General features: G+C 60.5%; 13 protein-coding genes and 1 pseudogene. 9 read left to right on the plus strand and 5 right to left on the minus strand.

All coding sequences use genetic code 11. From position 1 onward, the window contains the following. Window positions 1-71 precede the first annotated feature (71 nt). The gene (locus tag AC1DK3_RS19995) at window positions 72-1,382 is read left to right on the plus strand and encodes an aspartate aminotransferase family protein (protein ID WP_477193990.1); all 1,311 of its coding nucleotides are present in this window, start codon (window positions 72-74) and stop codon (window positions 1,380-1,382) included. Between the two features lie 35 nt (window positions 1,383-1,417). Here the strand turns inward: AC1DK3_RS19995 and AC1DK3_RS20000 are convergent, their stop codons facing one another. Beyond that, window positions 1,418-2,227, minus strand: a complete 810-nt coding sequence (locus AC1DK3_RS20000; RefSeq protein ID WP_477193991.1) for a DeoR/GlpR family DNA-binding transcription regulator — start codon at window positions 2,225-2,227, stop codon at window positions 1,418-1,420. Between the two features lie 105 nt (window positions 2,228-2,332). Here AC1DK3_RS20000 and AC1DK3_RS20005 point away from each other — a divergent pair, with 105 nt between their 5' ends. The 6 genes and pseudogenes from AC1DK3_RS20005 (at window position 2,333) to AC1DK3_RS20030 (ending at window position 8,772) form a co-directional block, all read left to right on the plus strand. Beyond that, window positions 2,333-2,617, plus strand: coding sequence for a hypothetical protein (locus AC1DK3_RS20005; RefSeq protein ID WP_477193992.1), 285 nt, complete (start codon window positions 2,333-2,335; stop codon window positions 2,615-2,617). Continuing rightward, window positions 2,607-3,035, plus strand: a pseudogene (locus AC1DK3_RS20010) (electron transfer flavoprotein subunit alpha/FixB family protein); the annotation flags it as partial. The gene AC1DK3_RS20005 and the pseudogene AC1DK3_RS20010, both read left to right, overlap by 11 nt. Window positions 3,036-3,333: 298 nt before the next feature. Further along, complete coding sequence (locus tag AC1DK3_RS20015) at window positions 3,334-4,374, plus strand: cysteine synthase A (protein ID WP_477193993.1); 1,041 nt, start codon at window positions 3,334-3,336, stop codon at window positions 4,372-4,374. A 165-nt stretch (window positions 4,375-4,539) separates the two neighbouring features. Beyond that, entirely contained in the window at window positions 4,540-5,526 is a 987-nt protein-coding gene (epsC, locus tag AC1DK3_RS20020; protein ID WP_477193994.1) for a serine O-acetyltransferase EpsC, read from the plus strand. A 92-nt stretch (window positions 5,527-5,618) separates the two neighbouring features. Further along, window positions 5,619-6,530 (plus strand): family 2A encapsulin nanocompartment shell protein, encoded by a 912-nt coding sequence (locus AC1DK3_RS20025; protein ID WP_339083549.1) that lies wholly within the window; start codon window positions 5,619-5,621, stop codon window positions 6,528-6,530. After that, window positions 6,517-8,772: a family 2A encapsulin nanocompartment cargo protein cysteine desulfurase gene (locus tag AC1DK3_RS20030; RefSeq protein ID WP_477193995.1), complete on the plus strand. Its 2,256-nt coding sequence runs from the start codon at window positions 6,517-6,519 to the stop codon at window positions 8,770-8,772. The genes AC1DK3_RS20025 and AC1DK3_RS20030 overlap by 14 nt, the downstream gene beginning before the upstream one ends. A gap of 19 nt (window positions 8,773-8,791) precedes the next feature. Here AC1DK3_RS20030 and AC1DK3_RS20035 read toward each other — a convergent pair whose 3' ends face one another. The 4 genes from AC1DK3_RS20035 to AC1DK3_RS20050 all read right to left on the minus strand — a co-directional run bounded on the left by AC1DK3_RS20035 (window position 8,792) and on the right by AC1DK3_RS20050 (window position 13,021). Then, the gene (locus AC1DK3_RS20035; protein WP_477193996.1) at window positions 8,792-9,331 is read right to left on the minus strand and encodes an HPP family protein; all 540 of its coding nucleotides are present in this window, start codon (window positions 9,329-9,331) and stop codon (window positions 8,792-8,794) included. A gap of 65 nt (window positions 9,332-9,396) precedes the next feature. Continuing rightward, a complete protein-coding gene (locus AC1DK3_RS20040) occupies window positions 9,397-10,596 on the minus strand; it encodes an NAD-dependent formate dehydrogenase (protein ID WP_477193997.1) in 1,200 nt (399 codons plus the stop codon). A 246-nt stretch (window positions 10,597-10,842) separates the two neighbouring features. Beyond that, complete coding sequence (locus tag AC1DK3_RS20045; protein WP_477193998.1) at window positions 10,843-11,748, minus strand: LysR family transcriptional regulator; 906 nt, start codon at window positions 11,746-11,748, stop codon at window positions 10,843-10,845. 283 nt (window positions 11,749-12,031) lie between these two features. Beyond that, the gene (locus tag AC1DK3_RS20050) at window positions 12,032-13,021 is read right to left on the minus strand and encodes a LysR family transcriptional regulator (RefSeq protein ID WP_477193999.1); all 990 of its coding nucleotides are present in this window, start codon (window positions 13,019-13,021) and stop codon (window positions 12,032-12,034) included. Window positions 13,022-13,041: 20 nt separating this feature from the next. Here AC1DK3_RS20050 and AC1DK3_RS20055 point away from each other — a divergent pair, with 20 nt between their 5' ends. Further along, window positions 13,042-13,905, plus strand: a complete 864-nt coding sequence (locus tag AC1DK3_RS20055) for an EamA family transporter (protein ID WP_477194000.1) — start codon at window positions 13,042-13,044, stop codon at window positions 13,903-13,905. A gap of 237 nt (window positions 13,906-14,142) precedes the next feature. Next, on the plus strand, window positions 14,143-14,454 hold a 312-nt coding region (locus tag AC1DK3_RS20060), incomplete at its 3' end, for a formate--tetrahydrofolate ligase (protein WP_477194001.1).

Genomic DNA, 14,454 nt, shown 5'->3' on the forward strand with positions numbered 1-14,454 from the left:
AGCGGGCCGGTCGCATGAATTGCTTGCGTCGGGAGACCTTCCACGCAAGTCCGGAATTTTCGGAGGATCGAATGCCGAGTGCGCAAAAGACCGTCCAGATTCTCGAGCTCAATGCGTATGGCGCCGATCCGCAAGGCGGGGCGCAAAGTCCGCTTCTGAAGCGCCGCCTTCAAAATACCGGAGCGGCGTCAGTGCTGTTCTATCGCGAGCCCATCGAGATGGTTTCGGCGAGCGGCGCGTGGATGGTGGCTGCGGACGGCAAACGTTATTTGGATTTCTACAATAACGTTCCGTCTGTCGGACATTGTCATCCGCACGTTGTTGCCGCCGTCGCGGATCAGACGGGCCGGCTCAATATCAACACACGCTATTTGAATGCGCGTGTCGATGACTACCTCGACCGGCTGAAGTCGACGTTTCCGCCGTCGCTCTCGAACATCGTTCTTACATGCAGCGGCAGCGAGGCGAATGATGTTGCGATGCGCGTCGCGATGGCGGCCACGGAGAAAACCGGCTTCATTGTCACCGAGAACGCCTATCACGGCAATACTGCCTGGGTGACGGAGATCTCGCCGGCCGCTCTGAAGAAGCGCTCGTTGCCGGATCATGTCATAGCTGTTCCTGCCCCCGCTTCAGGACCGCTTGCCGCGAAAAACTTCGCTGTAAACGTGGAGCGCGCGATCTTCGAGCTCGCCGCGCGCGGCCACGGACTTGCGGCATTCATTTGCGACTCGATTTTTTCGAGCGACGGGGTTTTTGCGGATCCTCCGGGGTTTTTGAAAGAAGCAGTCGACAAGACTCGAGAGGCCGGCGGCCTCTATATCGCCGATGAAGTGCAGCCGGGCTTTGCGCGCAGTGGCGATTCGTTCTGGGGCTTTGGCCGGCATGGCGTTGTCCCCGATATCGTAACGATGGGGAAGCCGATCGGTAACGGTTTTCCAATGGCCGGCATGGCGACGCGCCCTGACCTCCTCGAACGCTTCTGCCGCGACGTCGGCTACTTCAACACGTTCGGCGGCAACCCCGTCGCGGCCGCAGCCGGCATGGCTGTCCTAGAGGTCATCGAAGCCGAAGGACTGCAGGAAAAAGCGCGCAAAATAGGGACATATCTCAAGGGCAGGCTTGAGGACATCGCACGATCGGAGTCGCGTATCGGCGAGGTTCGTGGTGCTGGTCTTTTTGTCGGCGTCGATATCTGCAGCGATGGGCAGCCGGATGCGGAGAAGACCGCCGATGTCATCAATAGGCTCAAGGCGAAGGGCGTATTGGTAGGTGCCGCGGGCCGGTTTGCCAACACGCTCAAATTGCGGCCGCCGTTGTGTCTGACCGAGAGTGAGGCTGATATCTTCGCCGACGCGTTGCGGGATGCTCTTTCGGTCTAGCACCGTTGGAGCGATGTCCCGCGCTCTCGTCCCGTCTAGTGATCGCTGGCGACGATAATTTCTACGTCGGCTTCTTCTAGCGCTTCGAGAAGTTCTCCCTCAGGCGCGATGTCGGTGATCAATATGTCGATATCTTCGAGTTTGCACACGAGCTCCAGGCACGTATTGCCGAATTTCGAGTGATCCGCCATCACGACGGTTCGGGCCGATTGCGCGACGATTGCGCGTTCCGCCCACGCGACGCCCGAGACGACCTCGGTGCCGCCGAGAGGGCTCAGGCCACTGACGCTCAACAGCGATGTGTCGAAACGAAATTTGCTGATGAATGCGGCTGTTTCCGGCCCCCAGGTACAACCCTCCGCAGGGTCGTATTCGCCGGGAGCAATGACGACACGGGTTCGCGAGTCCGGCGCGAAGCAAGCGCTCGCGGCCAAGTTGTTCGTGAAGATGGTGAGCCGGCGGTTCTCGGCAGCCAGATGCTTGGCGAAAATATATGCGGTTGCTCCAGGCCCAAGCATCAGGACGTCCTTGTCTGAAAATAGCTTGATGGCGCTGCGCGCGATCGCAGCCTTGGTGTCGGCGAATGCGATCACGCGTTCTGCCCACGGCGGTTCGGAGCCGACGGGCTTTGCAACGGCGCCGCCGTAATGTCTCTGGACCAAATCTTTTTCGTGCAGGAAGTCGAGATCGCGCCGGATGGTTTCCGTCGAAACATTCAGCGTGCGCGCCAATTCCGTGATGCGCAAAGAGGCGTTGGTGTTGAGCGCCTTTAGCACGCGATCCCGCCGATCCTCTGGCCTGAGCTTGGTCATCGTCTTCCCGTCCTTGCGCTGCTGTTCGCCCATTCTAGTTGTCCTTGTTCGCGGCGTTTGCCAACAGATGATCAAAAAATGTGTTACGTCCACAAAGAGTGTTGAGGTCACAATAAAGTTCGGCTAAAAACACCACATGTGGCGGATTGCCCGCCGGTTGGGGGATGCGAAATAGTCGAGGCCGGATCGTCGTCAGGCGCGAATCTCACAGCGCAAGTCGAAGCTCTTCCGTTCTGGCGTGGCCCCGTTGCTCTCCGGCCGTTGGTCGGCGGTCTCTGTAACGATAATTTCGTCGCCCAGGATTCTTCCCGCACTTATGTCGTCCGGTCCGGCCGCGACATTCCCATTTACGGAATTTACCAGGGCTTCGTTCAGACGTCGATGAACGCGGCTGCGGAAATCGGCGTTACTAGCGGCAACTGATCCGGGTTTGTCGAGCTTCGTGAAGGACGCTATCTCATCCAGCGACCGGCCCGAATTGACGTCCGCAAAAATCGTCATCTCCGGTGGCCAGGCGCTCGGATCTTCGGAAAAATTCAAAGAGGTCATTCTTCCGATTGCTGAACGGCTCGGGGCGGCTGTCGGCGCCTCGCGCGCGGCCGTCGATGCGGGCTACGCGCCGAACGATTGGCAGGAGGGACAGACGGGGAAAGTCGTGGCTCCCCAGCTCTACATCGCCTGCGGTATCTCGGGAGCCATTCAACACCTCGCCGGCATGAAGGATTCCAAGGTCATCGTCGCCATCAATAAGGATGCGGACGCACCGATCTTTCAGGTGGCGGACTATGGGCTGGTCGCCGATTTGTTCGAGGTTCTTCCGGAGTTTGAAAAGGCGCTGTGATCAGGCTGCGGCCGGAACGCTCAATGCTGGCCGCAGCTTTCGCCTCAGACAATCCAACGGTCAAATAGGCAAGATCTGAGATCTGGGATCGCGCCAGTCGCGATTCCCGTCGATCTCTGCGTCACCGCGACCCACAGATAGCTCGCCAAATTCCGACCGGCCCAATTGTTGGCCGAGCCGGACGAAGGTAATGAGTCTTCGGTGGGAATGCTTAATCTCGTTGCAAGCCCATTTTCGCCGAGATCGTGCGTCTCCCGCGCGATCCTCCGCTATCTGAGAGATTGCAAGGATAATCGCGGTGCCGGTTCTCTCGAACATTGTCGATGCCGTCGGCAATACGCCATTGGTGCGCCTGCAAGAGGCGTCGGAGCAAACGGGCTGCACAATTCTCGGCAAGGCCGAGTTCATGAATCCAGGACAATCCGTCAAGGATAGGGCTGCGGTCTTCTTGATCGAGGATGCGCTGAAGCGGGGCGCAGTTGCCCGTGGGGGCGTCATCGTCGAAGGCACTGCGGGCAACACGGGCATCGGTTTGACGCTGGTCGGCAAGCATTATGGCCTGCGGAGCGTGATCGTCATTCCGGATACGCAGTCGGCGGAGAAGAAGGCGACGCTCCGCATTCTGGGAGCAACGCTCGTCGAGGTGCCGGCGGTTCCTTACGCAAATCCCAACAACTACGTACACTATTCGCGCCGCCTCGCCGAGGCGATTGCCGCTCGCGAGCCCAATGGCGCTTGCTGGGCCAATCAGTTCGACAATCCAGCAAACCGCGACGGCCACGCGCGCACGACGGCCGAGGAGATATGGCAGCAGACCGGCGGAAAGATCGACGGCTTCGCTGCCTCCGTCGGAACGGGAGGGACGCTAGCCGGTGTCGCGCTCGGTCTCCGGAACAAGAGCAAAGCCGTCAAGGTCGCGCTTGCCGATCCGCCGGGAGCGGCGCTCTACTCTTATTACACATCCGGCGTGCTCAAAGCCGAAGGTACATCGATCACCGAAGGCATCGGCCAGGGCCGGATCACGCGCAATCTCGAAGGCTTTACGCCCGACGAAGCGTATCAAATCCCGGACGACGAGACCGTCGCCATAACGCATCGCCTGCTCGAAGCGGAAGGGATGTGCGTCGGGGCTTCCACGGGCGTGAACATTGCGGGCGCCATTCGTTTGGCCAAGAGCTTGGGCCCCGGCCACACGATCGTGACGATCCTCTGCGATTACGGAATGCGCTACCAGTCGAAGCTCTTCAACGCCGAATTCCTGCGAGCGAAAGGCTTGCCGGTCCCGGCTTGGCTCGCGGCAGGGCACTTGGATGTTCCCGACGTTTCCGTAGCGGGTTGAGGCCTCGATAGCCTAGTTCCGGCGTATGCACCGTGAACGGAAGGCGCGATGCTGCGCCTGTCGCCCTATCTTCCCTTTGTCATAAGCAAAGCAGTTATTCTTTGTTCGTTATGACGCCGCGAAAATCTAACATTCTGGACGACTGATGATCCGCACAAATTCCTGATGGTTTCGATCGTGGTACATGATCTTCTTGCGGCCGGCCCCCGTTTGCTTTCAAGCGATACGAACACCGAAGAACCTGTTGTACCTTGGAACATCGATACCATCGTTTCCGAACTCAGGGAGGCGAGGGGGCGGAGCAAAAGGGCGCTCCAAGCGGGGAATCGCCGCGCGCCGCTACCCAGTCCCGAGAAACTTCAACAAGCCATACAAGGCATCTATGCGTCGCTGTTTCCGCGTCATGCAGGTGCGTTCGATCATAGCGACGAAGGCATCGCGTTCTTTGTCGGCAACACGCTGAATGCGGCACTGCATATCCTGCTCGATCAGGTTCGGCGCGAGCACGCTTTCGTCGATGAAACGCGGGCTTCGCACGAGAGTTCGCTTTCCGCCGAGGAGATCGTAACTGCGTTCTCACGCGGACTGCCGCAAGTCTATGAGCTGCTGGAAAGCGACATTCGCGCCGCGTACGAAGGCGACCCATCAGCAAAGAGCACAGAAGAAGTTCTGCTGAGTTTCCCGGGTATCAAAGCCATTGTGCATCATCGCGTTGCGCACGCGCTGCATGTTCTCGGTTCGCCGGTCGTCGCGCGCATTATCGCCGAGCTCGCGCATTCACAAACCGGCATCGACATTCATCCGGGCGCGAAGATCGGCGGGAGCTTCTTCATTGATCACGGCACCGGCGTCGTGATCGGCGAGACCGCCGTCATCGGTCAACGCGTGCGGATTTATCAGGCGGTGACGCTTGGGGCGAAACGGTTCTCGGTCGATGAAGGGGGCGCGCTCGTTAAAGGCGAGCCGCGCCATCCGATCGTCGAGGACGACGTCGTCATCTACGCCGGCGCGACCATTCTCGGTCGGATCACGATCGGCGGGGGCTCATCCATCGGCGGCAATATTTGGCTGACACGCAGCGTTCCGCCAAACAGCACGATCGTGCAGGCGCTGGCACGCACTGAAACGTTTGACCACGGATCAGGTATCTAATTCCAATATAACATCGTTGACCAGTGCGGAATTTCTACAGATAAGCGTGCTGACGAAATTATGTACTCTAATATATCAGAGATGGGGATGCCATGGCAGACGAAACCCAGACGGCGCTAGGCGATATAGCTGCACGGCAATTAGCCAATGCGACCAAGACCGTACCGCAAATGTCGAGCATCACGCCGCGTTGGCTGGTGCACTTTCTGAGCTGGGTGCCGGTCGAAGCGGGCATATATCGCGTCAACAAAGTGCGCGATGCGGACAGCGTCGAAGTGGCATGCTCGGTGCGGGATGAGCGCGTTCTGCCGCAAACCTACGTCGATTACATCGAGAACCCGCGCGAGTATCTTTTGAGCGCTGTGCAGACGGTTCTCGATATTCATACGCGCGTTTCCGATCTCTACAGCGTTCCACACAATCAGATCAAAGAACAGCTGCGCCTGACGATCGAGACGGTGAAGGAGCGCCAGGAGAGCGAACTCATCAACAACAAGGAGTACGGCCTCCTTGCGCACGCTGCCGCCTCGCAGAAGATCAAAACGCGCTCCGGGCCGCCGACGCCTGACGATCTCGACGAGCTGATTGCGAAAGTTTGGAAAGAACCCGCGTTCTTCCTTGCGCATCCGCAGGCGATCGCAGCGTTCGGACGCGAATGCACCCGTCGCGGTGTGCCGCCGCCCACAGTCACGCTATTCGGATCGCCGTTCCTCACGTGGCGCGGCATCCCGCTCATTCCCTCCGACAAGCTTGAGGTGAAGGGCGGAAAAACGAACATTCTTCTGATCAGAACCGGTGAAGCCAAGCAGGGCGTGGTCGGTCTCTTCCAGCCGGGCCTGCCGGGCGAACTGACGAAGGGTCTCTCCGTCCGCTTCATGGGCATCAACGATCAGGCAATCGCCTCCTATCTCGTCTCGCTCTACTGCTCGCTCGCGGTCCTGACGGACGACGCGCTGGGAGTTCTGGAGAACGTCGAGGTGGGCAAGTATCATGTCTATAGCTAATCTGGGATCGGGTGCTGCCGACCTCGATGCTTTGGCGGCGGCGGCGAACGGGCCAGCTGGTGGTGTTCAACCGCCGGCGGGGTTGCCGGGTGTCGCGCTTCTAACAAAGATGGCGAACGATCTCTTCGCGGCGCTGCCGGGGCAATCGTTGCCGGGTTCTGGCGGCCCATCGCTTGGAGGTTTCGGCGCTTCCCCCGTGGACGTCGCGGGAACGTCGGCACCGCATCTTGCGGCTGCGGGAACATCGCCGTTGCCGACGGCCGGAGTGCCGGCGGCGAGCATCGGAACGCCGGGAAGCGTGTCTCCATTTGACAGCGCCGCGTTCGACGATCGCGTGTTCGATGCTCTTTTCAGTGCTGTGATTCCGTCGCCGCCTTCGGGCGGGCCGTCGGGGCCTTCGCTACCTGGCTTCGGAGCGTCTCCGACAGAACTCGGCGGCCAGGCAGCCGCGCAGCCGGGACCATCACCGTCGCCGACACCGATAAGCTCGTCAGTGCCGGGTATCGGAGCGCCGGTTAGCAGCACGCCGGTTTCCTCTGCCGATGTCTCCGTGATCGACCTCAAAGGCGTGAATGATCTGACGCGCGCACCCGATCCGCTGTTGCCATCGAGCGTCGATGCGGGGCCATCGCTTTCCGGCTTTGGCGGCTCGAGGGACATACCGGCTCGACCGGAAACATCGCGCTCGGCGGATGCGCTCCCTGGGATCTCCCAGTCTTCGCCTCCGCAACCTCCACCGGCGACGCCGCCGCCGCAGGTGCTCGCCAATCATACCGGTCTTGAGACGCCGCATTCCGGCGGGTCTATCCGTCAGTACGACCGCATTGCTCTTCCGTTTGAAGCCGAACTCAGGTCGCTCTTGGCGCCGCTCGGAGCCGAGCCGCATGCGCCGAGCCGCGGCGCGGATGATGGATCAGGTTTCTATTTTCTGGACCGGCAAGAGGCGTCTGCGAGCGGTATCAGCGTTCCGGGTGCGACTGCGCCTGCCCGGTTGCCTGCGTCGGGTGGCATCGGTTTCGACGTCGACGGCGTTCGCCGCGATTTCCCCATTTTGAATGAGACGGTCAACGGCCGCCCGCTCATCTGGTTCGATAACGCGGCGACGACGCAGAAGCCGAAGTCCGTCATCGAGCGGCTCAAATATTTCTACGAGCACGAAAACTCGAACATTCACCGGGCAGCGCACGAGCTTGCCGCTCGCGCGACCGACGCATACGAAGGCGCGCGCTCGAAAGTCGCGCGTTTCCTCGGCGCGGGATCGGCTGAAGAGATCATCTTCACGCGCGGCGCCACCGAAGCGATCAATCTCGTCGCCGCTACGTTCGGACAGCAGCATATCGGGGCCGGCGACGAAATCGTCGTCACCAATCTCGAGCATCACGCCAACATCGTACCGTGGCAGCAGCTCTGCCTCGCGCAGGGCGCGAAGCTCAGGGTTGCGCCGGTCGACGACTGCGGCGCGCTGCTGCTCGATGAGTTCGGAAAGCTGCTGAACGGCCGGACCAAGCTTGTCGCGTTCACGCAGGTGTCGAACGCACTTGGCACAATCACGCCCGCCAAGACGATCGTCGAAATGGCGCATCGCGTCGGCGCTCGCGTGCTTATCGACGGCGCGCAGTCGGTCTCGCACATGAAAGTCGATGTGCAGGATCTCGACGCCGACTTCTTCGTCTTCTCCGGCCACAAGATCTTCGCGCCCACCGGCATTGGCGTTCTCTACGGCAAGAAGGCGCTGATGGACTCGCTGCCGCCCTATCAGACCGGCGGCAACATGATCCGTGATGTGACGTTCGAGCGCGTCGAGTTCCACAAGTCGCCGCAGCGGTTCGAGGCGGGCACCGGCAATATCGCCGACGCCGTCGGCTTGGGTGCAGCGATCGATTACGTCGAACGCATCGGGCTCCAAAACATCGCCGATTACGAGCACAAGCTGCTCGTTTACGCGACGGAGCGGCTTCTGCAGATCCCAGGTCTCAGGATCATCGGCACCGCGCCCGAAAAGGCGAGCGTGATCTCGCTGACGCTGAAGGGCATACGAAGCGAAGAGATCGGGTCGCGCCTCAATAAGTATGGGATCGCGGTGCGCTCGGGGCATCACTGCGCGCAGCCGATCCTGAGACGCTTCGGGCAGGAGACGACAGTTCGACCCTCGTTCGCATTCTACAATACGTGCGGTGAAATCGACGTGCTGGTTGGTGCGCTGAAGGACATACAAGCCGAGACCGGTCTGACGCGGCTCTAACCGGTTTTCGGCAAAGCTCTTATTGGGCGCGCCGCAAATGGTTGAGCTTGTAGGAATGGCCGGTGACGAGGCGGTGGTACACGCAGCCGCAGATCATGATGAAGGTTGCGCCAATCAGGATGGGTGCCATTAAAAACGTCCATCCCGAATGCGCGAACGGGATGACGATCGGGTTGGCACCGGCCGGCGGATGAAGCGTGTCCGTCAGTAGCATCGCGGAAATTGCGATGCCGACGCCGAGCGCGATCGCTATCGGCGATGATCCGATGCATGTCATGACAAGAAGTCCGCATGCTGCCGTTACAAGGTGTCCACCCACGACATTGTACGGCCGAGCCAACGGACTCGCGGGCGCACCGAAGACCAGTGCACAACTCGCTCCGAAGGGCGCGATGAGCAGTGGCGCAACGTCTGCCGCGTTGGCGATTGTCAGGAGCAGGATCGCAAGAAATGCGCCCAAACCTGCGAAGGCAGCGTTACGCCATGGTCGTGCGAGCAACCAAGCGGCGGCACGGCTCAGCGAAGATACCGGTGTTACATCGGAATTGATTTGGGTCATTGCATCCATGATGGCAAGGCGAGGGGTCGCCGAAGCAGAACGGGTGCTTCGGCGACGAGAGTTCGTTATTTTTTGAACTTCGCTGCCTCTTCCGAACCGCCGGTCGCATTGCCGGCGCTGTAGGAGTGCGCGCCGACACCGGCGAGCTTTCCGCCCTGCACGACGAGATACTCGTTGCGGATCGGCTTGCCTGCGAAGTAGCACTCGAGGATCTCACGCGTACCGGCTGCATAGCGAGTCTGAGCCGAGAGCGATGTGCCCGAGATGTGGGGCGTCATGCCGTGATGAGGCATGGTGCGCCACGGATGATCCTGCGGCGCGGGCTGCGGGAACCACACGTCGCCCGCGTAGCCAGCGAGCTGCCCGCTTTCGAGTGCGCGAACGATGGCGTCGCGATCGCAGAGCTTGCCGCGCGCCGTGTTGACCAGATAGGCGCCGCGCTTGAAGTTCTTGAGCGACTTATCGTTGATCATGTGCTCGGTTTCGGGATGCAGCGGGCAGTTCAACGTCACCACGTCGCAAACCTTGGTCAGACTTTCGAGGCTGGCGTGGTGGGTGAGGTTGAGCTCCTTCTCAACCGCCTCGGGTAGACGATGGCGATCCATGTAGTGCAGGTGGACGTCGTAGGGCTTCAAGAGGCGCAACACGCGCAGGCCGATGCGGCCGGCTGCAACGGTGCCGATGTGCATGCCTTCGATGTCGTAGGAGCGGGATACGCAATCTGCGATATTCCAGCCGCCCTTGATCACCCAATTGTACGAGGGGATGTAGTTGCGGACGAGTGCGAGCATCTGCATCACGACATGCTCGGCCACGCTATTGCTGTTGCAATAAGTGACTTCCGCGACCGTGATGTTGCGGTCCATCGCAGCTTGCAAGTCGGTGTGATCAGACCCGATACCAGCGGTCACGATCATCTTGAGCTTGGGCGCCTTGGCGATGCGTTCGGCGGTCATGTACGCTGGCCAGAATGGCTGCGAGATGACGATTTCCGCGTCGTGCAGCTCCTGGTCGAGCTTGGAGTTCGCGCCGTCCTTGTCGCTCGTCACGACAAGCGTGTGACCGGCGGCTTCAAGGAATTTCCGCAGGCCGAGTTCGCCTGAGACGCTGCCGAGCAGCGCGCCGGGTTTGAAATCGATGGCCGACGGAGTCGGCGTCGTCTGGCCATCCGGATATTTCGTGATCTTCGGGATGTCGTCGCGGGCGTAGGATTTAGGGTAGCCGTCGACGGGATCGTCATAGAGGACACATACGATTTTAGCCATGTTGATCTCCTTCATGGAATTGGCCATGAGGCGGCGCTTCGTCAGGGGGCGCCGGACGAATGACATATAGTCATGGAGGTGAGACGTTTCGTGGGGCCTTCGCTGGCCGGCGTCGCTCCTCGTGCTTCCTCGCCCTGACAGCTGGCTTTCTATTGAAGCTTTTCGTTTGCCGGGGCACGCGGACTGTCGAGGCAGCACCGTTTTGGGTCAAACGAATGGTATTTGACGGCTGATTGATGCCGTCGATCAAGCGTTATGAAGCGACTTAAGGCTGAGCTGCGCTTCGAGGTCGAGCCGGTCGGCGCAGCGCATCAACGCGTGGGCCAATGGCGTTAGCGGATCGCGATCAGAGGCGACCAGGCCTATGGCTTGGCTGTGTACCGGTTCGATCATGTCGATCAGTGCGAGTTCCTTACATCCCGCGAAAATATAGGAAAACGTGTGCGGGATGATGCTCGACCATTCTCCGCTGCAGACGTGCGAGCAGACGGCGAGGAAGGAGTTCGACGTAATGGCCGGCGACAGCTTCAAACCCAACGAACGGGTGATGTTGTTCAGAACGCGCCGGTTCTGCATGCTCTCTTGCAGCAGGCAGAGATTTTCGCTTACCGCTGCCGGCCAGGTGACCGCATCGCTCTGAGTGAGTGGATTATCTCTGTGCGTCACAAAAAGGTAGTGCTCGCGATACAGCGGCTTTCTGCGGACATTCGAAAGAGGTTCATTGTCGAGATACGTCAGGCCGGCGTCGATCTCGAACTTGTCGAGGGCGCTTTGGATCTGCACCGATGACATCGATTCAATGTCGACCGCCACATGAGGATACTTGGTGCAGAACGGTGAGGTCAGCTTGGCGACGGCCGGCATCGCGGCTGGTACGACACCCAACCGCAACGTTCCCTTCAGCCCTTCACGAAGTCCTTCGACGTCCTGTTTGAGGCTTTCGTAGTCGGAGATGATTTGCGATGCCCATTCGACGACGCGCTCGCCCTCGGGGGTGAGCCCTATAAATCTCGGCTCGCGGATCACGAGACGCATATCGAGTTCGCGTTCCAGCGCCTTTAGGCCGGACGACAACGTACTCTGCGTGACGTGGCAACGCTCCGCCGCGCGCCCGAAATGCTTTTCGCGCGCCAAGGCGACCAGGTAACTCATCTGTCTAACGAACACGGCTCAGCCAATCGCATCCCGAAAGCATCACGATATAGCTGTTAAGCTATTTCGATGCCAGCGGTATGATGCCAGCGGCGGGTGGCGTCCGAGACCAGCTTTATGCCGATGCAAGACTGGAGCGGCGAGGGGCAAGCATCCCGCGTGATCCCCAGCGGCGCGAAAGATCCAAAATTTCAATCCACAGCATTACTGGAATTAATGGTGCGGCGCACGGCAAGGTGCCGGTCCGCGCAGGCACGCAATGATGTTCCGAGGTTTAATGGGTTTAGAGCGAGCCGCTGATTTCCGACAGCAGCAATTGGCGCGCGAGTTTTCTCGGTGCACGCGGGTTGGTGATTATGAAAACCGGTGATGACGGCCGCTCGCTCTCTCGGATGACGGGCCAAAGCCGGCCGGCCTGCACATCGGGCTCAGCGAATTTCTCGGGCAGAAAGCAAATGCCGACGTTCAACAAGGTCAGCCGCTTGGCAGCGTCGAGATGCTCCGACAGCCCGGCGACGACACGGCCAAGGCCATGACGGGTTCTAAACTCGGTCAGTGCGCCCGGTTCATCGGCGCCAGTCAAAATGAAGGCTTCCGCTGCGAGAGCGCCCGGATCGTCGAACGTCCGGCCGAAGAGCCGGTGTGCCGGGCCTACGTACGGCCGGTGCACCTCGTTGAACAGAAACTCATATTTGAGGTCGCTGCGCAGGGAGCTCGCGGGCGCCACGCCGATGTCGATCTCATCGCGCAGGAGCGCGCCTGCAACCGAATCCCAAGTCTTGATATCGATGTTGATCTCAGCCTTGGGATGACTGCCGTGGAAGCGCGAAATGGCGCTGTCCAGCTGATCACACACCAGACAGGAAACAACTTGGATAGAGACGCGCCCGGCGACACTGTCGCCCGCCTTGGAGACCTTTTTCGGCAACTGCTGCACAAATCCGTTGATCGACCCGCAGGAGTCCGCGATCAGCATGCCTTCGTCCGTCAGCGCGAAGCCGCTCGGTCCTCGTTCGCAGAGCTTGACGCCCAGCTGCACTTCGAGCCGCTTGAGCGCCAAGCTCAACGCCGGCTGCTTGCGGCTGAGCGCTCCGCTCGCCCGGCTGATGCCTCCGGACTGCGCGATCTCGTGGAACGTCTTCAGAAGGTTCCAGTCGAGATTTCGCGAGAAGGAAGCGATGCTCTTGGCCATGGCGGTGTCCTCATTCCAGGGGAAGCGCAGACCGACGGCGCGCGGGATGCGCGCCGCCCGGACTGGTGCGGTGGTCGTCATGATACGATGACCTGCATCCTATGAACTCAGTTTTATTCGGCTTGGCGTGCGCAGCAAGTGTTGGGCTCGCGGATTTCATGGCCCGCTTCAGCTCACGTGCGCTCGGCGCGCCGTTGACGTATGCCTTTGTGCTGCTTGTGGGCGTGCTGACGTCGTCGGTATGGATCGCCGTCAGTGCCGAGAAGCTCGTTTGGACCCCAGCCGGATGTGGCCTCGCCGTCGTGCACGGTTTGAGCGTCGCCACCATGTGCATGCTCCTCTACGCGGGATTGGCGCGCGGCCCGGTTGCGATCGTGGCTCCGATCGTCGCGGCGCATCCGGCCTTCGTGCTCGTCGTCAACGTGGCGATGGGTCTTCGGCCGACAACGTACCAGTGGGCGGCAATGGGTGTCATTATCGTGGGCGGCATCCTCATCGCCAGAAGCGCAGAAGCGCATCCTCAATTTGCGGCGACCGACGGCAAGGAGCTACGCAAGACGGTCCTCATCGCGCTCGGTGCTTGCCTCGCCTACGTCGCCCTCGTTACGACGGGCCAAGCGTCGGCGCAGATGATCGGCGGACTGCAGACGTTGTGGCTTGGCCGATTGAGCGGCTTTCTTCTGGTAGGTGTCATTCTTGCGCTGCAGCGCCGGCGCATGGCCATTCCGCGTGCCTGGATTCCGTTTGTCGGTGCGCAGGGGCTTCTCGAAACGCTCGGATACGTCGCATTTCTCGCGGGCTCGACGACCGCCAGCCCACACATCACAATGGTCGTCGCTTCGACCTTCAGCGTCGTGACTGTTGTGCTGGCGAAGTTCGTCCTGAAGGAGCCCGTTAGCGACCAGCAGTGGCTCGCCGTCGCGATGATCGCGGCGGGAACGGCCGTACTTTCCGGATCGGGCTAATTCAGGTGTGGTCGGTCTTTTGCGTCGGGCCTTGAACCGCCCTGTCCGGGTCGCGACAGGACGGTAAATATTACGAATAGGAGGGCGCGCATCGAAAGTTGCTTGGAGAGAACGAAAGTTTCGTGATAGTAGACGTCCCCGGAAAGTGGAGTCGCGCAAATCGCCGCCAATTCGGACAGCGGGCCTTCGCCTGCGCGGATTGCTCAGTGTTTTCGCGTCCTGAGGGGAAGCATCAGCATGTCCGTGAAGTCCGATATCGAAATTGCACGCGAAGCAAAGATAAAGCCCATTGCGGAGGTTGCCGCCAAGGTCGGTGTCCCGTCGCACGCACTCATTCCTTATGGGTGGACCAAGGCCAAAATTTCGTCCGACTATCTCAAAGACATTGAAGGTTTCAGTGACGGCAAGGTCATCCTGGTGACGGCCATCAGCCCGACGCCGGCGGGCGAGGGCAAGACGACGACGACCGTCGGCCTCAGCGACGGCTTGAACCACATCGGCAAGAAGGCGATCGCGGCGCTGCGCGAGCCGTCGCTCGGGCCGTGCTTC

It is taken from the genome of Hyphomicrobium sp. 01T421 (assembly GCF_056398805.1).